Raw genomic sequence first — 23,826 nt, forward strand, 5'->3', positions numbered from 1 at the left:
CTTAGGCATACAACCTTAGTCCTTTGTCCCCATCTGGTTGAGCACAATCAGCGGAGAACCTTCCAGGCGCTCGCGGCCCTCCAGTCCCTGAACCTCCAGAACCACGACATTGCCCACGACCTCTGCTCCTGCGGACTCCAGGAGCAAGGTGGCGCCGTGGAGAGTGCCGCCGGTGGCGAGGACGTCGTCGACAAGCACAATGCGCTTGCCCTTGATGTCGATGCCGCTGTTAGGGATTTCCAGCGCGGCGGTACCGTATTCCAGCTCGTACTCCTGGGTCAGCACCGGTGGCGGCAGCTTGCCTTTCTTGCGAATGGCCAAAATACCTACCCCCAACTTGTACGCTACGGCTGAACCCAGCAGGAATCCGCGCGCATCGAGGCCGCCGATCATGTCAGCACCGAGCTCCTTGCACGCCTCAGCCAAGCCATCGACAACGGCGGCGAAGGATTCAGCATCGGCCAACACCGGAGTCAGGTCCTCGAAAAGGATTCCTTCCTCCGGGAAATCCGGGACAAGGCGCACCTTGTCTTTCAGGGCTTGTGCTGCTGCGACGTAAATCTCGCTCACGACTCTTCCTTTGTTTCGGTTGCTTCATTTCGGGTATAGCCCCAGCGGTCGAGATTCCACCCGATACCCGCAGGGCCAGTGTAGGGCACCACGCCAGTCACAGCGCGATCAACGATGAAGGTTCGGGGCTGCGCGGCAATGGGAATAGACGGCAGCTCCTCCCAAAGCTCTTGTTCCAGTGTGCGTAAAGCCGCAGCGTTCTTCACACTGGCAGCGGGCGCGGAATACTCCCGCATCGGGTCGACGGCTCCAAGGTAGACGTCGATCTCCGGCAACCCCGTCGAGGGGTCGGCGTCCAGTTGGGCACGGGATACACGATCCCCCGAACGATCCTCCACCGTAATCCCGGCTGGTTCGCAGGCTGCGCGTAGCTCCTCCACCATCGCTTTATAGCGCGGGTTAGGTGCCAGGTATCCGACGCCGACCGTATAGCCAGCGAGGCCGGAAGCAGTGGCGGTGTCTACAGGGACTGTGGTGAGCGACGCCATTTGTGATGCCACCGAATCACTGGTGCTCACTGTCCGCACGGAGACGGCGGGTACCTCCACGCCGGATTCCTTTGCGGAAACTTCTGCCATGCGTTGTGCATCGACGCAGGCAGCGAAAGCGGCGCGTGCCCACGGCTGCGCGAAGGTGCCGGCTTCGGAGAAAACCAAAGTATCGGTCATGCCTCCCGCAACGGAGTTAACGTCGACCGGTTTTCCTTCTGCGTCCCGATTCAGCCACGACGGTGCCGCGGTAGGTGACTCGGCCACGCGCAACTCGTCCGAGGCCACAAATGCAGCCGCATCCGCCGTGTTCGGCAGCATGACGATCTCCTTCAGCGACGGCTTGTCGCCGTAGTAGTTGTCGTTGGCGGTGAGTACGATGGCGCCGTCGTCCTCGACGCGATCAATGCTGTAAGGACCAAAGGAAATCTGTAGCTCGGGATCGAAACGGCCTGGTTCGGTAGAAAACCCCTCGCGCCACGCCTCCGCCACAGGCTGCAAGGTCGTCACGTCGTAGGCGTGAAGCGCCGCGTTGAGCTCCTCCATGCTAAGCCCTGCTCGCTTAGCTAACGCGTGGGCGGGCACCACCGTGCCCGTCCCAAACAGGTAGCGCCAGCGCGAACCAGCATCTGGGTTAAACCAGACGGTGAACTTCTTGCTATGCGGTGCACACTCCATCTCGGCTATGTCTTCCGCCAGCGGGAGGTGAGAGCCAAAGGTTTCGCTCAACTGCCCGGCGGTATATGCCAAAAGGTAGTCATCGCACGTCACCGGTTCGCCGTCGGCAAAGCGTGCCTGTTCCGTGAGCGTGAAGTCCACACGAGCGCCAACGCCCTCGCTCTCGGCCGGAACGTACTCAGCATCTGCCAGATCCGAGTTCGGAACCATTTGCCCAGCTGGGCCTGGCACGTACAACGCAGGGAACACGCGGCTGGCAAGCTGTGCGGCGCCCGCAGCTTCGCCCCAGGCAGAAGCCGCATTGCTGGTAGCGATTCGGGCGTCGCTTAGTACTGCAAAGCGCGGCGGCGGGACATCCTTGCCTGCCTTGTCCTCCTTCGCTCCGCACGCGGAAACGGTAAGAGCAACAGCGAGCAGTGCCGCGATTGATGAGGCGCGCACGATTTAGCGCCCAGGGCGCCAGGACGCGCCACCGGACTCTTCGCCGCGCGGCTTCGTTGCTTGCTCGGAGGCCGTGGATGGGGAAACTGCTGCCGGGGATACCACAGTGCGCGCGGGCTTCGGAGAATCATCGTCGGCGTCGTCTGCGTCCCCGCCTTCCGCCCGATAAGCGGCGACCTCAGCGTTATGCTTCTTGACGCTCTTGCGCTGGTTCGACAATGTCACCAGCAGCGTCGTTGCGAGGAAGATGGAAGAAAAGACGCCCTCGATAACGCCGATGAACTGGACTAAGGCCAGATCGCGCAGGGTACCGATACCCATCAGCCACACAGCGACGATGAACAAGGCGATAATCGGCAGCGCGGAAATGACCGAGGTAGAGATAGAACGCATCACGGTCTGGTTGATGGCTAGGTTGGTGAGATCGGCATAGGTCTTCTTGCGCTGGCCCTCCAGCCCAGTCGTGTTTTCGTCGACCTTGTCAAAGACAATGACGGAGTCGTAGAGGGAGAAAGTAAGCACGGTCAGCAGGCCGATAATGACCGCCGGTGAAACCTCAATTCCGAAGAGGGCGTAGATACCCGAAATGAAAACACCGTCAAAGATAAGGGCGAGGATGGCGGCAAAAGCCATATCACGCTGCAGGCGAACCGCCACGTAGATAGTGGCGAGCACCAGGAAGACCGCCATGGCGATGACCATTCGCTTGGTAATCGACGCACCCCACGATTCCGAGACCGTCGAAGAACCGATCGCGTCCGGGCTGGGCTTGCCGTTTTCATCCTTGACTTGGAACTCTTCAAAGATGGCCTGGCGTGCCTGATTCACCTGATCCTGGGACAGGCGCTCGGAGGTGATTTCCAATGTCTCCGAGGAACCGGCGCCCACAATCTGCACCAGCTCCGGTGTGACACCGGTGGCATCCGTAAAGGTTTCCTCCACCTGCTCGGTGGTGAGGTCCCCTGCCGGCATGTTGAGCTTGGTACCGCCCTCAAAGTCGAGGGACAAGTTAAAGCCGCGAAGCGCAATGGCCAAAATGGACGCGATGAGCAGCACGCCGGCGATGGTGTACCAGGTTTTAGCCCTGCCCACGAAGTCGAATCCGCTTCCGTCCACGTAGAGACGGTCGAAGCGGGAAATCTTGCGGTTAGTGGTTTCGACAGCCATGTTTACTTCTCCTCATCCGCAGCAGTGGCAACGGGTTTCTTGGCCGGTTTGGCATAAAAGCCGCGTTCGCGACGCTCCTCCACAAGGTTGTAGATGCCACCAAGGCCATTCATCGAAGGTCTAGCGAAGGCCGGGCGGCTGCCGAGGAGCTGCATGAGCGGTGCCATGATCAGGAAGGATACGACGAGGTCGAAGATCGTGGTCAGTCCCATGGTGAAGGCAAATCCCTTGACCGCACCGATGGACAGGAAGTAGACCACGACGGAACCGATCAGGGTAACGGCCTTACCCGTGACGATCGTTGCACGGGAGCGTTGCCAACCTGTGCGGGTGGCGGAGCGGAATGTGCGGCCGCCCAAGAGCTCATCCTTCATACGCTCGTAGTAGACCACGAACGAGTCAGCCGTGGCGCCAATACCGATGACCAAGCCCGCCATGCCGGACAGGTCCAGCGAGTAGCCAATCCAGCGGCCCAGCAGAACCAGAGCACCATAGAGCAGGACACAGGTGGCGATGAGCACCAGCAAGGCCACAGCGGACAGTGCGCGGAAGTAGTACATGGAGTACAGGGAGACCAAGATCAGGCCGACGATACCCGCAATAAGCGCTGCCTCAAGAGCCGCCTTACCCAGTGACGGAGGCACGGTTTCCACCGTTCCGCCCGGCTCGCCGTTAGCGCCCGTAAAGGACAACGGGAGCGCACCGTAGCGCAGGTTGTTGGCCAAGTTCTGGGCTTCTTCCTGCGTGAAATCACCCGTGATGGACGTAGCAGAACCCACCGGAGTCGCGCCCTGGATAACCGGTGCGGAAATAACGGCCGAGTCAAGAGTGATGGCCACCTGCTTCTGCAGGTACTCCTGGGTCAGGGTAGACCACGTCTGAGAGCCGTTGGGGCCGTCGCCAGTCTTGAACGCGAAGCTGATCTCCATCTGGCCGGTTTGGCCGTTGAGACCGCCCTGAATTGGGGATTGGGTATCGATTTCGTTACCGGTCAGGCGGGTACCGTGTGGATCCTCAATCCCGTCCAGCAGCGGAGCCGGCATCAGGATATAGGGCTGCTGATTCGAGTAGTCACACGCCACGAGCGGCTTTGCCGGATCGTCAGTGCCGGCCAGCGGATCGGAATCAGCATCGCACCGCATCAGGCCCAGGGCCGCGGTTTGAACGGTGGGGTCCTCGGACTGGCGGTCCTTGAGGAGAACCTCGTTAACCTGGTCGCGACGTTCGGTTTCCTCCAGAGAGTTTGCCGGTTCCGGAAGCGGCTTTTCGCTCACGGTCGGGGCCGGGGACTTCTTCGCGTCCTTGTTTTCTTCCTTCTTGTCCTCACCCTGGGCAGCATCAGCACTCTGGTTGAGCGCGTCGTGGATAGAGGCCAGTGCGTCATTCGCCTGCTCCGGTGCCACGATGCCATACTTGACCCAGCGGTTCGCCATATCCGTCATGGTCTTTTCAAGCTTGTCCAAGTCCGGCATCGGCTGTTCACCCACTGGGCGGAACAGCAGCTGCGAGGTTTGGCCTACAGCCTGCGCCTGGGAAGCGTCTTCGCCCGGCACCGTAATGACCAGGCTAGAGCCGCTGATAACGACCTCAGAGCCGGAGACGCCCATACCGTTGACACGCTGCTCCAGGATGTTGCGTGCCTGCTGCAGCTGATCCTGGGTGGGGTCTTCGCCCTGCGGAACGAGGGTTACTCGCGTACCGCCCTGCAAATCAATGCCGAGCTTGGGAGTCGGCGATTTATCGCCGGTGAAGAAGATAAGGGCGTAAACCACAATGACGATGAGCGCAAAGAGCGCCATTGCTCGTCTGGGCCACTGCCGTTGACGGCTGCTAACGCCACCACGTTTCGAAGCGGACACAAAGATCTCCTGTGTTGTGAGGAACAGGGCTAAAAATCATGGGTCATGGCAGCCACTGCCACGCACGTGCTGAGTGTCGCGGCGCCACCATGACTAAAGCACAGTCCATCATCGTACGTCATGGACCGGCATAATCCTTAACAGGTTTAAGGTGAGGCACCCGCAGTGTGACGAGTGCAACTTGTTTTAGAGCTTCGGAAAGCGTTCGTCCTCACCCTCCTCCGGCTCAGCCGCTGCTTCGTTCTGGGAAGCAATCGGCTCCGCGGAGCGCACGATGGCCATGGTGTCGAAGGTCATCACCGTGCCGTCCTTGACTCGCAAATCAACCTGTTCACCGCGGGCCTCCACCACGGTTCCGTGCAGGCCACCGGCCGTAATCACGTCTGAGCCTGGTCGCAACGAGGCTTGGAGCTCCTTCATCTGCGCTTGGCGCTTGCGCTGCGCGCGCATGGACATAAAGCTCGGCAAAATGACGAGGACGGCCAGAACAAGGAGAAGAATAAGTTGGGTTCCGTTCATAAAAGGCCAGTGTGCCAGACCTGCCCGTCTCCCGGCCAATTGCCGGGAGGATTAAAAGAGCGTGCCGCCGACAGTTCCTTCGGGCGCCTCAAGCCCTAGGTGTTGCCAGGCCGCTGCCGTGGCAACACGGCCACGCCCGGTGCGGGAGATCATTCCGGCCCGCACAAGGTAGGGTTCGCAGACCTCTTCCACGGTTGACGGTTCCTCACCCACTGCAATGGCCAACGTATTGACTCCCACGGGGCCACCACCGTGTCCTTTAATGAGTGCCTCGAGCACCGCGCGGTCAAGACGGTCCAGCCCACGTTCATCAACGTCGAAGACCCGCAGCGCTGCCTGGGCAGCTGCCACATTAATGTGCCCATCTCCGTTGACCTCGGCATAGTCGCGCACACGACGCAACAGCCGGTTGGCAATACGCGGCGTCCCGCGCGATCGGGAGCCAATCTCCACCGCGGCATCCTGGTCGATATCAACCTCCAAGATTCGCGCTGCTCGGGTAATCACCCGGGTGAGATCCTCGGTATCGTAATACTCCATTTGCGCAGTGAAACCGAAGCGATCACGCAACGGACCAGTCAGCATGCCCGCGCGCGTCGTCGCTCCCACCAGAGTAAAAGGTGGGATTTCCAGCGGGATGGAGGTCGCCCCCGGGCCCTTGCCCACGATGACATCGATGCGGAAATCCTCCATTGCCATGTACAGCATTTCTTCCGCGGGACGGGCGATGCGGTGAATCTCGTCGATGAAGAGCACGTCACCTTCCATGAGGTTCGACAGCATCGCGGCCAGGTCTCCGGCCCGCTCCAGTGCGGGGCCGGACGTCATTCGCAGGGAACTTCCCAGCTCTTGAGCGATAATCATCGCCATCGTGGTCTTACCAAGTCCAGGCGGTCCAGATAGCAACACGTGGTCCGGGGTTACCCCGCGGTTCTTCGCACCATTGAGCACGAGCGATAGCTGTTCGCGCACCTTGGGCTGGCCGATGAATTCATCAAGGGATTTCGGGCGCAGCGAGCGCTCAATATCGTGCTCGCCTTGCTGTTCGGTGGCGTCCACATCCTGGTTTCGCTGCGGAGGCGAGCTCAGATCCATCCCCTCCGGCAGCTTAAACTCAGTGCGTTCTACGTCTGACATGTCACCCACTCTCCCCTATTTTTTCGCGCCCAGTTGGCTCAGCGCTGCCCGCAGCACCACCGGCGTCGCTGCATCGGGCTGTTCAGCCACTACCGATTCCACCACCGGACGAGCCATCTTGTCTGTAAAGCCCAGCCCAATGAGCGCCTCAACGACATCCTCCACCACGGGGCCGGCAGCCGCAGGGGCGGAGGCCGCAGGATCAGCACCGTCCGTGGGCGCAAACGCCTGCACCTTGTCCTTGAGTTCTAGGATCAAGCGCTGCGCCACGCGCTTTCCTACCCCCGGAATCTTCTGCAGCCGTGCAGCCTCCTCCCCCGCGATTGCTTGGGCTAAATCACCTGCGCTCATCACGGACAACGCGGCCAGCGCCAGTTTGGGCCCCAACCCAGAGACCGTCTGGAGGACGTGAAACATGTCGCGGTCATCCTGGCTGGTGAACCCGTACAGCGTCATCGAATCTTCTTTCACCACGAGCGTGGTCATGACTCGGGCTTCCTCACCACGCTGGAGCGTGCCCAGCGTGGCTGGGGTGGCCAGCACCTTGTATCCCACGCCGGCGCATTCGAGCACGGCATGGTCAAGCTGGATGTCGAGGACAGTTCCGCGCAAAGATGCAATCATTACTTAGGTTCCTTGGTTCGAGTGGATGTACCACATAGCTTAAGAGGTCGTCTTCGCCGCCCGAGAGACGGACGCGGTGCGTGGTGAGGTGCCGCGCACACCGCTCGTTCGTGCCCCAGCCCCCACGCCAGCACTCGGATCACCCCCGCTCATCCATGCCAGGGCCGGCGCACGCCAGCAGTGGCAGACGGCAAGGGCCAAGGCATCCGCAGCGTCCGCTGGCTTGGGCGCCTCGCTGAGCCCCAGAATGCGGGTGATCATGGCGGTCATCTGCTTCTTATCAGCGCGCCCGTTGCCCGACACCGCCTTCTTCACCTCCGAAGGGGTGTACATGTGTACTGGGATGTCGCGCTCTGCGGCTGCAAGCACCAAGACGCCGACTGCGTGCGCGGTCTGCATCACGGTTGACACCTGACCGCGTTCGAATACGCGCTCGAGCGCCACGACATCCGGCTTATAGTCATCCATCCATTCCCGGACCGCGACTGACAGCCGCTTAAGGCGCTCTCCCAGATCCTTGTCACTGGGCGTACGGACGACGCCCACGGCGATGGGAATGACCGCGCGCCCACGTCCGGCTTGGACAACAGACAGGCCACAACGCGTCAGACCGGGATCAATCCCCATGACGCGCAACCCCTCCAAGTTCACGGCTGCCTCCTCGCCCTTTTTATTCTCACCCTATACAACCACTCGTTTATCTAGAAACAGTGTACACACATGTGTTCTAGTGCAGGCAGTCCCCCGAGCCGAATACACTCCCTCAGATTGTGGGGCGTAGAGTGGCGCGCATGTCTCAACATCCTAATGGCTTTTCTGAGTTCATTCGTTCCCGCCATTCCGCGCGCGCGTTCCTTCCGGACCCCATCCCCGCAGAGGTTATAGAACAGGTGCTGATCGACGCCCAATCCGCCCCCTCCAACTCCAATACCCAACCCTGGAATGTGCACCTGGTTGGCGGTACGGCATTGCAGGACTTGAGCGCGGCTCTCATTGCTGAGTTCGATAAGAGTGGAATCAATCCGGATTTCACGATCGACTACGGTCAAGGCGTTCACCCGCAGCGCTCGCAGGCGTTAGCAGCCAAGATGTACGGGCTCCTCGGTATTGCGCGCGAGGTTAAGGAAGCGCGCACGGAATTTGTCCGTGAGAACCTTCGCTTCTTCGGCGCCCCACACACGGCTCTGCTCTTCATTCCCCCAATGGGCGATCGTATCCGCGCTGCCTTTGATCAAGGTACCTATGCAGAGAATTTCTTACTCTCGCTCGAGGCACACGGGTACCACGGCGTCCCGCAAGGCATGATTTCGCTCCTCGCCCCAACCGTCCGTGAATTCCTCGGAGTGGACGAGGAGCACAAGCTTGTCACCGCCCTGACCTTCGGCATTGCAGACGAGTCCAGCCCTGTGTTCAACACATCCCCGGGCCGTGCCCCGCTGTCAGAGACGGTAACTGCTCATGGCATGGATGGCCTCAAGCTCGACTAGCCGCGTTAGTCCTCGTCCAGCTGGGCGAGGACCTCTTCGCTCAAGTCCATGTTGGTGTAAACGTTCTGGACATCGTCCGAATCCTCAAGAGCGTCGATGAGGCGGAAGATCTTGCGGGCATCATCTGCCTGTAGCGGTACCTCGACTGAGGCGCGGAAGTCGGTATCGGTGTCATCGACCTCGATATCGGCGGCAACGAGAGCCTCGCGCACGGCGGGGATATCACCCGGTGCACAGGTAATCTCAAACTTCTCGCCGTTGTCGTTGACCTCTTCAGCGCCGGCTTCCAACACGGCGAGCAGGACGTCGTCCTCACTAAGCTCGCCCTTTTCCACCAACACCAAGCCGGTGCGGGCGAACATGTATGCGACGGAACCGGACTCGCCGAGGTTGCCGCCGTTCTTGGACATCGCGGTACGAACATCGGTGGCTGCACGGTTGCGGTTATCCGTCAGACACTCGATGAGCATGGCAACACCATTCGGTCCATAGCCCTCGTACATTACGGTTTCCCAATCGGCACCGCCGGCTTCTTCGCCGGAGCCGCGCTTGCGGGCGCGCTCAATGTTGTCGTTAGGAACAGAGGCCTTCTTGGCCTTCCTAATCATGTCATCAAGGGTTGGGTTTGCGGCGGGATCACCGCCACCGGTGCGGGCGGCCACCTCGATATTCTTAATCAGCTTGGCAAATTCCTTGCCACGCTTGGCATCGTTCGCCGCCTTCTTGTGCTTCGTTGTTGCCCATTTAGAGTGGCCTGCCATGTCATCCCTTTCGATGTGGCTATATAAAAAGCTTGTAGAAACTGCTGCAATTATACGGCCTTGTCCTGGATCCACCGGAACAGGGGTCCGCGCGTGCGTCTCGCACGCCGTGGTGCTGACCCCCGGTGGCTAAACGTTTTGCCAATTCCCGTTGGCGCTTGAGCCTTCGGCGTCCAGATGCAGGATGCGCGTCAGGCCCTCCTGCATCGCCACGGCCAGTAGCTCGCCGCGCTGATTGAAGATCTTGCCCTCTGCTAGCCCCGTCCCGGTTTGTGCTGACGGGCTAGACTGCGAATACAACATCCACTCATCCACTCGAACTGGCCGCAAGAACCACAGAGAATGGTCCAGGCTGGCTAGCTGAATCCTCTCGCCCTGGTGCGGAAGCAATGCTGTACGAATCAGCGTCATGTCCGACATATACAGCAGCGCCGCCTGGTGGAGAGACTGGTCGGCAGTGGTAAGAAAGTCACCAGTGTTACGGAACCAAATATTCCTAAACCCGGCACCGGTGGTTTCCGCGGCAATCGCGTCGCGGTCCGCATCCGGGACAAGCCGCACGTCCCAGTCTTCCCACTCTTTCAAGATGATTCGGGTGGAATAGGGCGAGTCCTTAATACTCTCCGGTGGCGGCACCTGCGGCATGTCTGCTTGGTGCTCTGGACCACTGTCCCCTGGCGCTTGGAAACCAGCGCTGAGCATGAAGATCAAGCGTTCGTTTTGAAAGACCCGTACGTGTCGGTGCGCAAAAGAGCGGCCATCCCTAATCCGCTCGACCCGAATGGTGGTGGGAGCGCCAGAATCGCCCGGCCCCACGAAGTAGCAGTGCATGGAGTGGGCAAACTTGTCGTCAACGGTGAGCTGCGCCGCGCGGAGCGCCTGCGCCATGGTTTGCCCGCCAAAGGTGCGCGTAATAAGCGATGGAACCACAGGGCCGCGGAACTCGTCGTCGCCGATTCGCTCGAGGTCGACCGCCTGGGCCACCGTTGCCATGTCTTGCTCCCTTCCTTGTGCGTTGTGGCGTTCGCCGCGATATGGCGCCCGCCACACTAACCCCGACTATCCTACTCACGTGCTGATCCACCCCCGGAGGTTGCGTACTATATTCCGCATGACTTCAACCACGCCGCACAGCGTGCACCGCGTAGCCGCTTACCTGGAAATGGTCACGTGGGGATTGCTTATCCTCTCGATGATCCTCAAGTACTCGGGCACCACCGCAGCACTCACCCCACTTGCGGGAGGTATCCACGGCTTCGGCTTCCTGTGCTTTTTGCTCATGACGGCCCTGGTGTGGATCAACAACCGGTGGCCAATGGGCATCGGGATCCTGGGCCTGGTCGTCACCGTGATTCCCTTCGCAGCATTGCCTTTTGCGCTGTGGGTTTCGCGGCGCGGGCTCGTTGCTGGTCCGTGGCGGTTTAGCGATGACGCGGAGCCGCAGAGTTTCTTCGACAAGCTCTTAGCCCAGGCCGTGCGCCACCCCGTCCGCACCGCGCTTATCGCGCTGCTCGTCGTTGCCGTAGTGTTTAGCATCCTTCTCATGTTGGGCCCACCCGTCGACGTCGAATCCGCCATTGAAAATAATCGCTAAAGTCCCGACTATCTGGGCTGGATGGGTGCTGGCGCGCCTTTTCCTTATCTACCTACTGGTCAACGAAACGGGTCCGCTCGGGGATGTCCGGTACTACCTCGCGGGCGTATACGGGGATAACCCCCGTGACATGACGGAGTATCCCCAGGTGGGCACCTGGCCCAGCATCCTCCTTGCGTGGATTACCGGCGACGACTTCGAGGCCTATGCCATCGGCTTTACGGCAATGGTGCTGCTTGCCGACGGCGCCTTCCTCGCCCTTCTCCTACGTCATCACCGTTCCAACCCCGGGGCATATAGCGCCGGATGGTTTTGGGTGTTCTTTGGCACGGCGGCAGGCCACGTCTTCGCGTGGCGGCTCGATCTCTATCCTGCCTTGCTGGTTGCCTGCGCGGGCGCGCTTCTGGCTACCCGCCCGCGGCTCGCGTCGGCCTTGTTGGCGTGGGCCACCGCCGCGAAGCTGTGGCCGGGGGTCCTCGCTGCGGGGCTCGTCGGGAGAGCAAGCTCCCGCGATACCTGGCGGCGGCTCGCCGCGTTCTTTGGAAGCCTTCTTGCCCTGTGCCTCGGTGTAGCAGCGATGACCAGCGTGGATAGGGTTCTATCCCCGTTGACGTATCAAGGTCAGCGCGGTCTCCAGATTGAGTCTCTAGCCGCTACGTGGTTCGTGTACCAGGCGCATCGCCATCCTAATGTGTGGACGATGGGATACGCGGCCTCGAAGAGCTATGAGATCTCCGGTCCCGGCGTCGACACGGCACTCGCTATCAGCACCATCGCGACGGGCGCGGCCCTCGTGTGGTTCGTGGGCGTAGCATTCGTGCACTTTCTACGGGGGTTCTGGAGCCCACATTCCACCGTGGTCTTTTTCATCGCGGCGATTCTGCTTCTCATCGCAACGAATAAAGTCTTCTCCCCGCAGTACATCGTGTGGCTCGGGCCGATACTAGCGGTGGCGCTTCGCTCCCCCGTCCCCAAGTCAACCGGCGGGCAACGCCAAAGGGCCGCCGATATCAAAGGGGTACGCACCATCATGGCCGTCCTCGCCGTGGGAACAGCGGCTTTGGGAACCGTCATCTACCCCTATGGCTATGACTACATCTGGTTCTATGTCGGTGAGGACCCCAACCCGGTGTATGCCCTTGTACTGCGCAACCAGCTCATCCTCGTCATGGCTGTACTGGCTCTCTACTGGCACCGCCTCGAGTATCGCGCAGCGCGAGCAGCTCACATGTCGATCTGACTTAGTTCGAAAAACTCAGGCAGCTTCGCTGTTCCCCCCAAGCGCAGCAGCTTGACAGCGGGGCGCAACCGCAGCGCACGAGTATCGCTGACTGCTTCGTTGTAGAAGCGGTGAGCTAGGTGAATGCGCCCTTCCGCGTCGGCAAGCAAGGCCGGACGTGATTCAAAGCGCTGCTGGATGGCTGCGGACAACTCCCGCTCCCGGGTGGCACGCTCATCGAAATTCCCCTGTGCTAGGTCGGTAGACTCCGCCCGCGCCGCAATGCCCTCGAGCTCCGGCGCCAGCGCGCTCACGACCGCCGCACGGCGGTCGAGCGTGGACTCCAACTGCGCTAACGCCGCATCGGTGCGGATGTGGAGGGAGTTGAGCCGCTGTGCTGTGTACAGGGCCCACATTCCGAGCACAATCGCCAGAGCAAGGATGATGACAACTTCGATCGGCATTTAAGACACACGCACCTTTGTTCCGTCCGCTACCGTTTCATAGACGCGCATTACGGCTGCGGCCACATGGTCCCAATCGTATTCGCGAGCCCTCTCCATTCCCGCTGCGGTCAAGGCGTGCCGCTTGCCGGAATCGCTCACCACATCGTGCAGCACGCGGGCTAGATCCGTGGCATCACCGTTACGGAACAAAGCACCGGCGGGTGTATCCGAATCGACGTTGCACACCGCGGCGAAGGCCTCCAAATCTGAAGCCACGACCGCGCAGCCGGCGGCCATCGCCTCAACGAGGACGATGCCGAAACTTTCGCCGCCCGTATTGGGAGCCACATAGATATCGGCGCGCCCGAGGATGGCTGCTTTCTCAGCATCGCTAACCCGGCCCACGAATTCAACCCCTGGGGCGCTTCGCGGATGCCCTCCTCCCATGACCGTCACGCGGACGGGCTCTGGGAGGAGCGTCAGGGCCTCGAGAAGAATGTCCAACCCCTTGCGCGGTTCATCGAGGCGTCCCAAAAACACAATTTCAATCTCCGAATCGCGTCGCTCACGCTCAGCCCGCTCCCGCTCGCGGGCATACACGGAGGTATCCACGCCATTGGGGATAAGCACGGGGTCACCGCCAAGCTGCTCCACCTGCCAGCGCCGCGCCATCTCCGAGACCGCGATCCCGCCCCGGACCTTTTCCAGATATGGGCGCAGGAAAGGCTTAGCTAGGGTCAGCGCGAGAGAACTGGAGGCGGATGCATGGTACGTCGCCACGATCGGCCCGCGCGCCAGTGCCAAGGCTGCCATGGAATAGCTTGGGGAGTTCGGTTCGTGAATGTGGAGGATATCGAAGTTGCCCTCGCGGATGAAGCGCTTGATGTTGCGGCGCAGGTGCGGGCCGATGGACAGGCGGGCCACAGATCCGTTATAGGTGATCGGCACCGCCCAGCCTCCCTTGCGCACGAAGCTGGGGACCTGCGTGCTTGCCGACGCCGGCCCCAGCACCTCCACATAATGGCCCTGTTCAATAAAAACAGTAGCCAAGTCAAGGATGTGGGCCTGAACGCCGCCAGGTTCGTCGAAGGAATAGGGGCAGATGATACCGATCCGCATGATGTGTTCTGTCTTTCTATTTCTTCGCGCGCGCCGCCCGCCGACGTTCTACGTCGGCGTTCCAATGCGGCTGCAGCATGTGCCAATCCTCTGGATGCGCTCGGATGTTTTCTGCGAAGCCTTCTGCGAGCCGCTGGCAGGTCTCGTGAAGAGTGGTAACTTCCACCTCGGGGCTGACGGACAAGCCCCATTCCTTACCATCGAACCACGAGTGCACCACGTGGAGGGCCGCTCCCGTCTCGATGGCGAGTTGGGCGGGGCCTGCCGCAACGTTGGCTTCTTCGCCCATGAAGTCTACCGGCACACCAGTGCGTGTGAGGTCACGCTCGGACAATAAACACACCACGCCACCGCGCTCCAGGGTGTCTTTCAAACGCGGAAAAGGCGAGGAACTTCCGCCGGTCAGCGGCAGGACGGTAAAGCCAAGGCTCTCGCGGTAGTCCACAAAAGCGTCGAAAAGCGCCTCGGGTTTTAGGCGCTCGGCCACGGTGGTGAATCTGCCATAATGCCCCACGCAGAAGACACCCGCCATGTCCCAATTGCCGGAGTGCGGAAGGGCGAAGATCACCCCGCGGCCCGATGCCACTGAGGCGTCCGCGTGCTCCTTGCCGCGCAGCCCTGCCAATAGACGTTTCTGCAACTCGGGGTCCGAGTGGATGGCAGGCAGGCGAAAGGCCTCGAGCCAGTAACGCATGTAGGAACGCATCGAGTCACGCACCAGCTCGCGCGTCACGTTTTCGGCGCCCACCACGCGGCTGAGGTTTCGGCGCAGCTGCTCCATGCCCTTTCCATTGTCGCTGGCCACATCCGCGCCGCGCTCAAACAACCAGGCTGCCAGCGGTTGCGGAAGAAAACGTACAACTTTCCAACACGCGATGTACGCGGCGGCCGTCAGGCGTTCACGATCCACTAGAGCCACGGTTGAGAAGCCTTTCTGTGCGGGCCGGGGTCGGGTGCCGGCTGAGCGGAGCGATTACTTAGGCTAAAGATCCTTCTTGAAACGCGCTTTAGTGTCCTGGCGCGCCGCTTGGCGCATGCGCTGGTAAATGGTGAAGACAGAACCGACAGCTAGGAGCCAGAGCGAGACTTCTAGGGCATAAGGAACCCCCAGTCCCTCCAGACCCACGCCGCCGAGGCCCAGAATCAGGCGCTCGGGGCGCTCGACGAGTCCGCCGACCATCTTAAAGCCGGAGGCCTCACCGCGCGCCTTGACATAGGAAATGACCTGGGAGCTCACGAGCACCACCATGCAGGCGGCGAAGTTAAGCGGGTGAGCATTGTCGACGTACACCATCCAAAAGGCAATCGCTGCGAACAATGCGCCGTCGGTAATGCGGTCACAGGAGGCGTCGAGAGTAGCTCCGAAGTTGGAACCGCCCGTAGTCAGGCGTGCCATGGTGCCGTCGAGCATGTCGAAGGCTGCGAAAAGCCCCGAGAGTAGCGCTGCGGCGAAAAGGTGGTCGAGCGGGATGAGGATGACCGAGATAGCAATGGTGACAATCGTCCCCACGATGGTGACGATATTGGGAGTCAGGCCCATCTTGAGGAAGAGCTTGGCCACTGGGACCACAACCACGGCGGCGGGCTTGCGCCCATGAACACTAAGCATGCGCTTCTCCTAAGATGATTCCCTCGGCGGCGAGCTCCGCCCACCCCTGCGCCAGCAGGGAGCGGGTGTCCTTGAGGAGCTGCGGCAGCACTTTGACGCCGTCCACGATAGTCATGAAATTAGAGTCCCCGCTCCAGCGCGGAACAATGTGCATGTGCAGGTGCTGCCCCACCGATCCACCGGAGGCGCGCCCCAGATTGAATCCAGCGTTGACGGCATCGGGGCCGGAGACCTTCTTGAGAACCCGGATAGCTGCTTGGGCAAACTGGAAGAGCTCACGGGATTCCTCCTCGGTAAGGTTTTCCAGCTCAGATTCTTGACGGTACGGAATGACCATCATGTGCCCAGCGTTATAGGGATAGAGGTTGAGCACACAGTAGACAAGCTCGCCGCGGGCCACGATGAGCCCGTCCTCGTCCGACATCTGCGGAATCTCCACGAACGGATTGTGGGCTTTCTTCGGCACGTCGCCGGCGCCGCCCTCACGCTTGATGTAGCTCATGCGGTACGGCGCCCACAGGCGCTCTAAGCGGTCGGGCGTTCCCAGGCCGGTATCGACGTACTCTCCCACTCTGTATGTTCTCCCTTTCTAGCCTCTGCCTAGATGCATATGCATCTAGACGCGCTCGGCGATGCTGTCCTTGGTCGGTTGTTCGTTATTGCGCTCACGAACCCACGCCTCGATGACGTTGATTGCCGCCTCGACCGGCACACCGTTGACCTGGGTGCCGTCGAGGAAGCGGAAGGAGACCGCACCCGCTTCGACGTCACGCTCACCGGCCAGAAGCATGAATGGCACCTTGCCGGTGGTGTGGTTACGGATCTTCTTCTGCATGCGGTCATCGGAGGTATCCACGTCAGCGCGCAGGCCGCGTGCACGCAGCTGTGCACAAACTTCCTCAAGGTGCGGGGCAAAGGTATCAGCGACTGGAATGCCCACCACCTGGTGCGGAGCCAGCCACGCCGGGAATGCACCCGCGTAGTGCTCTAGGAGCACGCCAAAGAAACGCTCGATGGAGCCGAAGAGCGCACGGTGAATCATGATCGGGCGCTGCTTGGAGCCATCCGACGCCGTGTACTCGAGCTCGAAGCGCTCAGGCAGGTTGAAGTCCAGCTGCACGGTGGACATCTGCCAGGTACGGCCGATGGCATCGCGAGCCTGAACGGAAATCTTCGGGCCGTAGAAGGCCGCGCCTGCCGGGTCCGGGACCAGCTCAAGGCCGGACTTCTCCGCCACCGACTGCAGGATCTTCGTCGAGCGCTCCCAGATCTCATCCGAGCCAACGTACTTGTTCGGGTCCTTGGTGGACAGCTCAAGGTAGAAGTCATCCAGGCCGTAGTCCTTGAGCAAGGAAATGATGAACTCCAGAACCTTGGTCAACTCTTCTTCGAGCTGCTCCGGGGTGCAGTAAATATGCGAGTCATCCTGGGTAAAGCCGCGAGCGCGGGTCAGGCCGTGGATAACGCCAGATTTCTCGTATCGGTAGACCGTTCCGAACTCAAAGAGGCGCAGCGGCAACTCGCGGTAGGAACGGCCGCGGGAGGCGAAGATGAGGTTGTGCATTGGGCAGTTCATCGGCTTGGCGTAGTAGTCCTGCGGCTGCTTGGTGCAGTTGCCATCCTCGTCCCACTCACCGTCGAGCTGCATCGGCGGGAACATGCCATCCGCGTAGAAATCCAGGTGACCGGACTTCTTGAACAGGTCTCCCTTGGTCAGGTGCGGGGTGGACACGAAGGAGTAGCCGTCCGCGATGTGGCGACGGCGGGAGTGCTCCTCCATCTCCATGCGCACGGTAGCGCCATTGGGGTGGAATACCGGGAAACCGGAACCAATCTCATCCGGGAAGGAGAACAGGTCCAGCTCAGCACCCAGGCGGCGGTGGTCACGCTTTTCAGCTTCTTCCACCATGGTCTTGTAGGACTCCAGGGCCTCCTTGGATTCGAAGGCGGTGCCATAAATGCGCTGCAAACCAGCCTTGGACTGGTCACCGCGCCAGTAGGCAGCAGAGGAACGCGTCAGGGCAAATGCCGGGATGTACTTGGTGGTCGGCACGTGCGGGCCGCGGCAGAGATCAAACCACTCCACCTCGCCGGTGCGCGGGTTGACGTTGTCATAGTGGGTCAGATCTCCGGCACCCACCTCGGCGGCCTCATCGGAATCTGGGTCCACGTTGCCCTTGTCCTGGACCAGCTCCAGCTTGAAGGGCTCGTTGGCCAATGCCGCCTCAGCCTCCTCGGTGGTGGCATAGACGTGGCGCTCGAAGCGCTGGCCGCCCTTGATGATCTTCTTCATACGCTTCTCAATGGCCTTGAGGTCCTCTGGGGTGAAGGGCTCAGCGGTCTGGAAGTCGAAGTAGAAGCCATTCTCAATGGCCGGGCCAATACCCAGCTTGGTACCGGGGAATTCCGCCTGTACTGCCTGGGCCATGACGTGTCCGCAGGAGTGGCGGATAACGGCGCGGCCATCTTCCTCGCAGGCAGCAACCGGGGTGAACTCGGAGTCCGTGTCTGGGGTGTGGGAAAGGTCGTAGAGGGTGCCATCGGCGCCGCGGACGACGACAACTGCTTCGGGGCCCTTGTTGGGCAGCTCATGCTCGCGCATCGCTGCTCCCACGGCAGTACCGGCCGGGACCGTGATTGGTTCGTAGTTCACCGGGACTGCTGGAATCATTTCCGCCATGACTTGGTGCGCTCCTTTGCGCTCACGCGCCGCTCGACATACCTGGCCGAGCAGCACTCAACGAGAAAGTTACAGCGGCTTAGTCTACCCCTCTTAACTGCGTATGAGCGATTCGCCCCAGAAGGTTTCGCCTTCAGTTCCGGCCGGCATGTAGTAGACGGCCGAACCAATGTGGGTGATCCACTCGTTGAGCCGATCAGCTTCGTCAAGGCGCGCCTGAATAGGCTCAAACTGTGTCGTCGGGTCCTTCTGGTAGCAAATAAAGATCAACCCGGCGTTGCTGAGCTCACCGCGCTGGGTGGTCTCCGGAGCCGGCGGCAGGTTGTAGTTATACGGGCGACGCAACAGTTTTTGCTCTGGATGCTCCGCCGGCGGATGCGCTCTGGCGACATGAGAGTTCTCATCAATGGCTTTGAGACCAAACTCGTTGCGGGCATCCAGATCCACCGGGTCGAACTCGTCCTTAGCACCTATAGGAGCTCCGGTATCGAGAGTGCGCCCAGTCGAGTTCTCACGTGCTGCGCGATCAAGCTGCTCCCATGTGTCCAGGTTCATGTGGATGCGGCGTACCACCATGGCGCTGCCGCCGGCGAAGGGGCCGTCTTCGATCCACACCTGCTCGTTGAAGTCTTCCTCGCTTCGGGGATTGACCGTTCCGTCCTTTTGCCCGAAGAGGTTGCGGGGAGTAACACCCTTCGGTGCAGATCCATAGGCATGGCTGAATCCCTGCTGGATCCACGCAACGTCGGCGTAATCTTTGCCCGCACGGGTCATATGCCGCAACACGAAGGCGGCAGTGAAAGGATCATCGCTGCAGATCTGCAGGACGATATCCGTTTGGCCCCATTCCGGGCGGAGGTCATCATGGTCAAAAGCCTGGATATCGCGCAGCCAGCTGGGCTTGGCGACGTCCACCGTGTCGAAGAATCCCTCTCCCCAACCGCACGTGACGGTAAGGTTTGCTGGGGTGGTAGACAATTCGGGTTCGAGGCTGCCCAACGGGTTCTCACCCGTGCAGAGGCGACGGGCATCCTCCGTCCACAGTCGCATCAACGCGGCCGCGCCGCGAGCGGTGGTGTCCTTTTTGAGGTTAAAGCCCACCAATTCCACGTGCGCCTGAACCGGAGTTTGGATGCCTGCTTGGTGCTTGCCGTCGAAGGCGACGATATCGTCGCCCATGGTCTCCTCGCGGTTTTCCGGGCCTGTGCTGCCGGCGTCCCCAGCCTGCGCTGCGCGAGAGGCATCCGCGGAGGCATCCGCAGATGCCTGTCCAGGTTCATCCCCTTTCGCACAGCTTGCAAGCGCTACCGCGCTTGCCGCCACAGCGCTTCCGGCGAGCAGTCCACGCCGACTGACAGGTTCCTCGAACCCGCTCATCTTTGATATCTCCCTATCTCGTGAGAACCGATTTCTTGCCTACCTTGGCCCGGAACACGCTGGTTTCTAGTGCGCGTGCTCTTCCTTCTTCATGTCAGACATGTCTGCGGAGTCCGAGTGGTCCATGTGCTCACCATGATCCATGGATCCGTGGTCCATATCGCCGTGGTTCATGTGGCCCATGTCGCCGTAGTCTTCATCGCCGGCGCCAATGGTGCGCACCGGGATATCGCCGAGCTCGATCGTGGAGCCGTCGGCAAGCTCCAGCGTCAGGGTTGCGGTCTCACCGGCCATGACGGGCTCGGTTACTCCCATCAGCATGAAGTGGAAACCTCCCGGCGCGAGCTCGAGGGATTCGCCAGCGGGGATGTCGAAGCCTTCTTCCTTCTCCTTCATCACGCCGTCTACGACCTCGTGGATCTCATAGTGCTTAGCCTTCACCGAAGAGCTGAAGCCAACTACGTTGATGTCCTTGTCCGTGTTGTTGTGGAGCGTGCCGAAGATAGCGGTCATATCGGAGTCCTTCTCCATGGCGCGCACGACAGCATCCTCGAAAGTTACGCCAGACTCAGCGGAGGAAGAAGCCGACGTGCTGGTTTCCGCACCCTTCTCTGCGCTGCTGTCAGCGCTGGCCGCGGTGCTCGTCGCGGTAGCTGTCGAGTCCTCCTCGCTCGGCGAGCAACCAGCCAAGGTGAGGCTGACAGCCGCGATAGCAACTACGGAGGTACGGAAGAAAGAACGGGATTTCAGCATGGAACATGCCTTTCTGGAGTAATTACCTGAAGGGGATGAGGTGGATTGGCTCGCGCGTCATCGAGGCCCTGTGTGGCCTAGCCTGCGCCATCGGAGCGACGTGTTTTCGCCCCGAAGGCGAAGACTGCCGCACCGACGACGAGAACTGCCCCGATACCAATGATCCATTTAGCAGCTGCGGGCAGGGAGCTCAGGGGGTCCTGGGAGTCCTCTGCACCGCCGTCTTCCGCGGCAGCATCCGCGTCACTTTGGCCAGAGGCTCCAGACGACCCATTGCCTGCCTCCCCTCCGGCAGCACCGGAAGCTACGCTGAACGGCACCGAGCCGAGTGTGGAGTGACCATCGGAGGAGGTAATGCGAAAACCTACTTGGTATTCGCCGTCACCAGGTTCGATGTCCTGGGGAACCTCAATGGTGAGGTTTCGTCCGTCAATGGTGGGTGTGGCATCAAAGAGCACGTCGCCGGAGGTTGTGTCGCTCACGGCGAAAGTGTTGAAGTCATCCCGAGGAATGCCAGAGAACTCCAGCGTGATTTCACGGGGGAATTCTTCCAGCGGTGCGTCACCCACCACGTTGCCGCCAATGACTGAGTCATGTGCCGCGGCTAGTGGCGCGGACAGCCCAATCACGAGGCTCACGGCCCCAGCGGCGACTACTGTGGTGACCTGACGCAACTGCATTTCTTGGATGACTCCTTGATGGCGTGATGAAACTTTTGATTGAAGGTTCCCTCATCCTATCGCTGGGAGGGATCTCCTAGCCAATCCTTAACCCCACGTGGAGTGCGTGGGGTTATCAAGTAGTCGTTGCACGCGACAGAAAAGTTCCCTATGCCTACGCAAGCGTGGATTCTGCCGCAGTTCCCGCAGGTAGCACTAGTGTCTACGCCCGCGAAGAAGGATGACCACCAAGATGATGACGGCAAGCGCAATGATGCCCAAGGCTGCGGCCAAGAGAAATCCTAGGGTGCCAAGACCCAAGCCTTTATCCTCGTCGGCGCTTGCTGCTTGGTCCACATTTCCTTCGTCACTATCACTCTTCGGTGCCTCAGTCTTGTCCTTGACAGGCTCATAGATGGGCCCTTGGATTGGATCCCCCAACACCTTGGACGTGAGGTAATACTTCATGGTGGCACGCTTGTCAGTGAGATTTCCTTCGCTCTCCCCTAGGTAATTCCCCTTACCTGCATCCAGCGTCACCACGATGTAGTAGTCACCCTCCAACCAGTTCGCGTTGCCATAAGAGGATGCCGCATCGGAGCTGAAGCGGTTGGTGAAAGCGATAGGGCTTGCTGCCGAAGCCGATCCCTCATCCCCCTCATCAGGCCAGATCAAAACTTCATGCTCCCCAGCTTTCTCTCGGACCGGATTGAGGATAGTCACGTCAAGGCCTGAGTACTGGAGAGCCTGCTTGTCCGAAACCTCTCCAGCTTTGATTGCGGCAGCCAGCTGCTGACCTTCCTTCATTGGGACCTTGTAAACGTGCGCTTCGCCCTGAACAATGTCAGTTTCGATGGTCTGGCCGCTGTGAAGCTCCGCAGCACTGTCAAACCAGTTTCCGGGAGCCATCTGGTCGGCACCGTTGGCGTTGGCATGGAGTTCGCCGTCCAGCTCGCTGCTAAGACCACTTACAAGCTCGTCGATGTTGGATACTGGGTCAACACGGTGAAGCAGGATCTCCACGTCTAATGGTTCATCGGCCTTGTACTGTCCTGCGCGCATCGCGGTCAAGACCAAGTCGCCCTGGCAATTCTTGGAACCGATTTCGTAGGTATACGCGCTAGTGTTTGGCAAGGCCTCAGATACAGTGCCGGTGTTCGCACTGTCCCAGTCAGCTGTGCAATCATCTGAACCTTCATCGCCACCATGCGTACCCGTTGGCGGTTCCGTACCATCGCCGAAAAACGTCTTCAAATACAGGCGGTTCGGTGTTCCCACTACACCTTCGAGTGTCTTGTACATCGTCGCCACATAGCGCTCACCCGGCTTGACGGGGATAGACCATGACTCAGCATGGAAATCGGTACGTGACTCCTTGCCGCCGTTCGGCGGGGCATCCAACTCAGCATGGAAGATGAAGTCCTCGCCAGACTCCCAGCGTGGAAGCGGCGTTGGTTGGCTGATGTCTTCGCTGCCTTCAATCTGTTCGACATCGGATTGGTAAATGTCTGCGGCTCGCCCTGCTGCCTTCTTAATCATCGCTGCCAGTGAATCTGCGTCCCCGGCGTCGAGATACTCGCCGCCGGCGGCATCTGCGATGCAGGAAAGCTCCTTGCGAGCTTCCTCGTCGACATTGAAGCCGATGGTGTTGATGACAAGGTCGATACCTTGGTCGTGGAGTTCCTTGGCTACTTCACATACTGGCGGCGGCGCACAGGTATCAATGCCGTCCGATACCAAGACGATCGTCCCGTGCTGACCGCCTAGCTCTTCGGCGGCCTTCTTCAGGGAATCACCAATCGGGGTATAGCCCTTAGCTTGAAGGTCATCGATTGGCCCAGTGAAAGAATCCCCCACGTCCTCCTTAGGCCCACTCACCACGTGGATATCACGGCATCCGGCTTCCTGATTCTCAGGGGCTTCGTCGACCGTGCCACCATACGTGACGAGTCCCAACGGGATGGTGCCGCCGAGTTCGGAGACGAAGTTCTTCGTTGCGTCCTTAGCTGCGTCCAGGCGGGTCTGCCCGCCAGCATCCTGGACATTCATAGAGCCCGAAGAGTCGAGCACAAGCATCGTCGCACCGCTCTGTGCCTCTGCTGAATCTCCACTCGGTGCAGACTCGGAGTCAGCCGTGGGAGCGGACCCAGGCTCTTCACTGCGCGTGACGCCCGTGGGATTCTGTGCAAACGCTGGCACGGCTATCGCACTGAGAAGTGCCAGAAGCATTACGGCGAGAATGATAAAAGCGCTGCGTAGTGCGCTTTGAAGGGACGATGATGACGGGGAGAAGGCTCTCATGATGTCCATTTCTTTGAGATGACAAGTCTGTGAGAAACATCATAAATGGCTGGCGAAAAGCTCGGCCACCGACGGGGAAAAGTCCCCTTCCAACACGCCCGCCTCAAACCTGCACATCTCCCAGGCAACCTCCCGGGCAAACTTATCCAACCCGAGCGCTCACGGTAAACAAGGCCTCAAAAATCTGCGATTTTGTGCCACTATCTACCGTGAATCACCCCAAACCCAGGCAAACCCTTACCCCCAAACGCAAGGGCGAAGAAATTAAAAAAGTGCCCCTCCATAGTGGAGGGACACTTTCGCCGGAGCGGATGACGAGACTCGAACTCGCGACCCTC

Annotated in this window: 23 protein-coding genes; 3 read left to right on the forward strand and 20 right to left on the reverse strand. The window is 60.4% G+C overall.

What is annotated here, in order from left to right:
• Nucleotides 1-15: 15 nt before the first annotated feature.
• The 8 genes from HMPREF2932_RS04925 to ruvC form a co-directional block, all read right to left on the reverse strand.
• On the reverse strand, nt 16-570 hold the full coding sequence (locus HMPREF2932_RS04925; RefSeq protein ID WP_046648146.1) for an adenine phosphoribosyltransferase: 555 nt from the start codon (nt 568-570) through the stop codon (nt 16-18).
• Nucleotides 567-2,177 carry an ABC transporter substrate-binding protein gene (locus HMPREF2932_RS04930; protein ID WP_084738987.1) on the reverse strand — a complete coding sequence of 537 codons (1,611 nt, stop codon included), beginning with the start codon at nt 2,175-2,177 and terminating at the stop codon, nt 567-569. Before HMPREF2932_RS04930 ends, HMPREF2932_RS04925 begins: the two co-directional genes overlap by 4 nt.
• Nucleotides 2,178-2,180: 3 nt before the next feature.
• Nucleotides 2,181-3,344, reverse strand: a complete 1,164-nt coding sequence (secF, locus tag HMPREF2932_RS04935; protein ID WP_070679730.1) for a protein translocase subunit SecF — start codon at nt 3,342-3,344, stop codon at nt 2,181-2,183.
• 2 nt (nt 3,345-3,346) lie between these two features.
• The gene (gene secD / locus HMPREF2932_RS04940; RefSeq protein WP_198531101.1) at nt 3,347-5,143 is read right to left on the reverse strand and encodes a protein translocase subunit SecD; all 1,797 of its coding nucleotides are present in this window, start codon (nt 5,141-5,143) and stop codon (nt 3,347-3,349) included.
• Between the two features lie 246 nt (nt 5,144-5,389).
• A complete protein-coding gene (gene yajC, locus HMPREF2932_RS04945; protein ID WP_070679724.1) occupies nt 5,390-5,722 on the reverse strand; it encodes a preprotein translocase subunit YajC in 333 nt (110 codons plus the stop codon).
• A gap of 51 nt (nt 5,723-5,773) precedes the next feature.
• Complete coding sequence (ruvB, locus tag HMPREF2932_RS04950; RefSeq protein ID WP_049154902.1) at nt 5,774-6,859, reverse strand: Holliday junction branch migration DNA helicase RuvB; 1,086 nt, start codon at nt 6,857-6,859, stop codon at nt 5,774-5,776.
• A 15-nt stretch (nt 6,860-6,874) separates the two neighbouring features.
• Nucleotides 6,875-7,483 carry a Holliday junction branch migration protein RuvA gene (gene ruvA / locus HMPREF2932_RS04955; protein ID WP_049154891.1) on the reverse strand — a complete coding sequence of 203 codons (609 nt, stop codon included), beginning with the start codon at nt 7,481-7,483 and terminating at the stop codon, nt 6,875-6,877.
• Between the two features lie 39 nt (nt 7,484-7,522).
• Complete coding sequence (gene ruvC, locus HMPREF2932_RS04960) at nt 7,523-8,134, reverse strand: crossover junction endodeoxyribonuclease RuvC (protein ID WP_071409728.1); 612 nt, start codon at nt 8,132-8,134, stop codon at nt 7,523-7,525.
• Nucleotides 8,135-8,274: 140 nt separating this feature from the next.
• On the opposite strand from ruvC, the gene HMPREF2932_RS04965 reads away from it, so the two are divergent.
• Entirely contained in the window at nt 8,275-8,970 is a 696-nt protein-coding gene (locus tag HMPREF2932_RS04965) for a nitroreductase (protein ID WP_084738989.1), read from the forward strand.
• A 5-nt stretch (nt 8,971-8,975) separates the two neighbouring features.
• Here HMPREF2932_RS04965 and HMPREF2932_RS04970 read toward each other — a convergent pair whose 3' ends face one another.
• Both HMPREF2932_RS04970 and HMPREF2932_RS04975 read right to left on the reverse strand, forming a co-directional pair.
• Nucleotides 8,976-9,731 (reverse strand): YebC/PmpR family DNA-binding transcriptional regulator, encoded by a 756-nt coding sequence (locus HMPREF2932_RS04970; RefSeq protein WP_071409729.1) that lies wholly within the window; start codon nt 9,729-9,731, stop codon nt 8,976-8,978.
• A gap of 129 nt (nt 9,732-9,860) precedes the next feature.
• Nucleotides 9,861-10,724 (reverse strand): acyl-CoA thioesterase, encoded by an 864-nt coding sequence (locus HMPREF2932_RS04975; protein ID WP_071409730.1) that lies wholly within the window; start codon nt 10,722-10,724, stop codon nt 9,861-9,863.
• A 118-nt stretch (nt 10,725-10,842) separates the two neighbouring features.
• Here HMPREF2932_RS04975 and HMPREF2932_RS04980 point away from each other — a divergent pair, with 118 nt between their 5' ends.
• On the forward strand, nt 10,843-11,325 hold the full coding sequence (locus HMPREF2932_RS04980; protein WP_070516922.1) for a DUF3817 domain-containing protein: 483 nt from the start codon (nt 10,843-10,845) through the stop codon (nt 11,323-11,325).
• A 130-nt stretch (nt 11,326-11,455) separates the two neighbouring features.
• Nucleotides 11,456-12,565: a DUF2029 domain-containing protein gene (locus HMPREF2932_RS04985; protein WP_246818627.1), complete on the forward strand. Its 1,110-nt coding sequence runs from the start codon at nt 11,456-11,458 to the stop codon at nt 12,563-12,565.
• Here HMPREF2932_RS04985 and HMPREF2932_RS04990 read toward each other — a convergent pair.
• From HMPREF2932_RS04990 to HMPREF2932_RS05035, 10 genes are all read right to left on the reverse strand, one after another.
• On the reverse strand, nt 12,550-13,008 hold the full coding sequence (locus tag HMPREF2932_RS04990; RefSeq protein WP_071409732.1) for a LemA family protein: 459 nt from the start codon (nt 13,006-13,008) through the stop codon (nt 12,550-12,552). The genes HMPREF2932_RS04985 and HMPREF2932_RS04990 overlap by 16 nt on opposite strands.
• Nucleotides 13,009-14,109: a glycosyltransferase family 4 protein gene (locus tag HMPREF2932_RS04995; protein ID WP_071409733.1), complete on the reverse strand. Its 1,101-nt coding sequence runs from the start codon at nt 14,107-14,109 to the stop codon at nt 13,009-13,011.
• Between the two features lie 16 nt (nt 14,110-14,125).
• A complete protein-coding gene (locus tag HMPREF2932_RS05000) occupies nt 14,126-15,028 on the reverse strand; it encodes a phosphatidylinositol mannoside acyltransferase (protein ID WP_071409734.1) in 903 nt (300 codons plus the stop codon).
• Between the two features lie 63 nt (nt 15,029-15,091).
• Nucleotides 15,092-15,718 (reverse strand): phosphatidylinositol phosphate synthase, encoded by a 627-nt coding sequence (gene pgsA / locus HMPREF2932_RS05005; protein WP_046648162.1) that lies wholly within the window; start codon nt 15,716-15,718, stop codon nt 15,092-15,094.
• A complete protein-coding gene (locus HMPREF2932_RS05010; protein WP_046648163.1) occupies nt 15,711-16,289 on the reverse strand; it encodes an ATP adenylyltransferase in 579 nt (192 codons plus the stop codon). The genes pgsA and HMPREF2932_RS05010 overlap by 8 nt, the downstream gene beginning before the upstream one ends.
• 45 nt (nt 16,290-16,334) lie before the next feature.
• Nucleotides 16,335-18,398: a threonine--tRNA ligase gene (gene thrS / locus HMPREF2932_RS05015; protein WP_049154899.1), complete on the reverse strand. Its 2,064-nt coding sequence runs from the start codon at nt 18,396-18,398 to the stop codon at nt 16,335-16,337.
• Nucleotides 18,399-18,491: 93 nt separating this feature from the next.
• Nucleotides 18,492-19,775 (reverse strand): Dyp-type peroxidase, encoded by a 1,284-nt coding sequence (locus tag HMPREF2932_RS05020; protein WP_071409735.1) that lies wholly within the window; start codon nt 19,773-19,775, stop codon nt 18,492-18,494.
• A gap of 66 nt (nt 19,776-19,841) precedes the next feature.
• Nucleotides 19,842-20,528: a copper chaperone PCu(A)C gene (locus HMPREF2932_RS05025; RefSeq protein ID WP_046648166.1), complete on the reverse strand. Its 687-nt coding sequence runs from the start codon at nt 20,526-20,528 to the stop codon at nt 19,842-19,844.
• A 77-nt stretch (nt 20,529-20,605) separates the two neighbouring features.
• Entirely contained in the window at nt 20,606-21,208 is a 603-nt protein-coding gene (locus HMPREF2932_RS05030) for a copper resistance CopC family protein (protein ID WP_046648167.1), read from the reverse strand.
• Nucleotides 21,209-21,403: 195 nt separating this feature from the next.
• A complete protein-coding gene (locus tag HMPREF2932_RS05035; protein WP_246818628.1) occupies nt 21,404-23,416 on the reverse strand; it encodes a vWA domain-containing protein in 2,013 nt (670 codons plus the stop codon).
• Nucleotides 23,417-23,826: the final 410 nt, after the last annotated feature.

It is taken from the genome of Corynebacterium sp. HMSC074H12, assembly GCF_001813755.1.
GTDB classification, from domain to species: Bacteria; Actinomycetota; Actinomycetes; order Mycobacteriales; family Mycobacteriaceae; genus Corynebacterium; species Corynebacterium hiratae.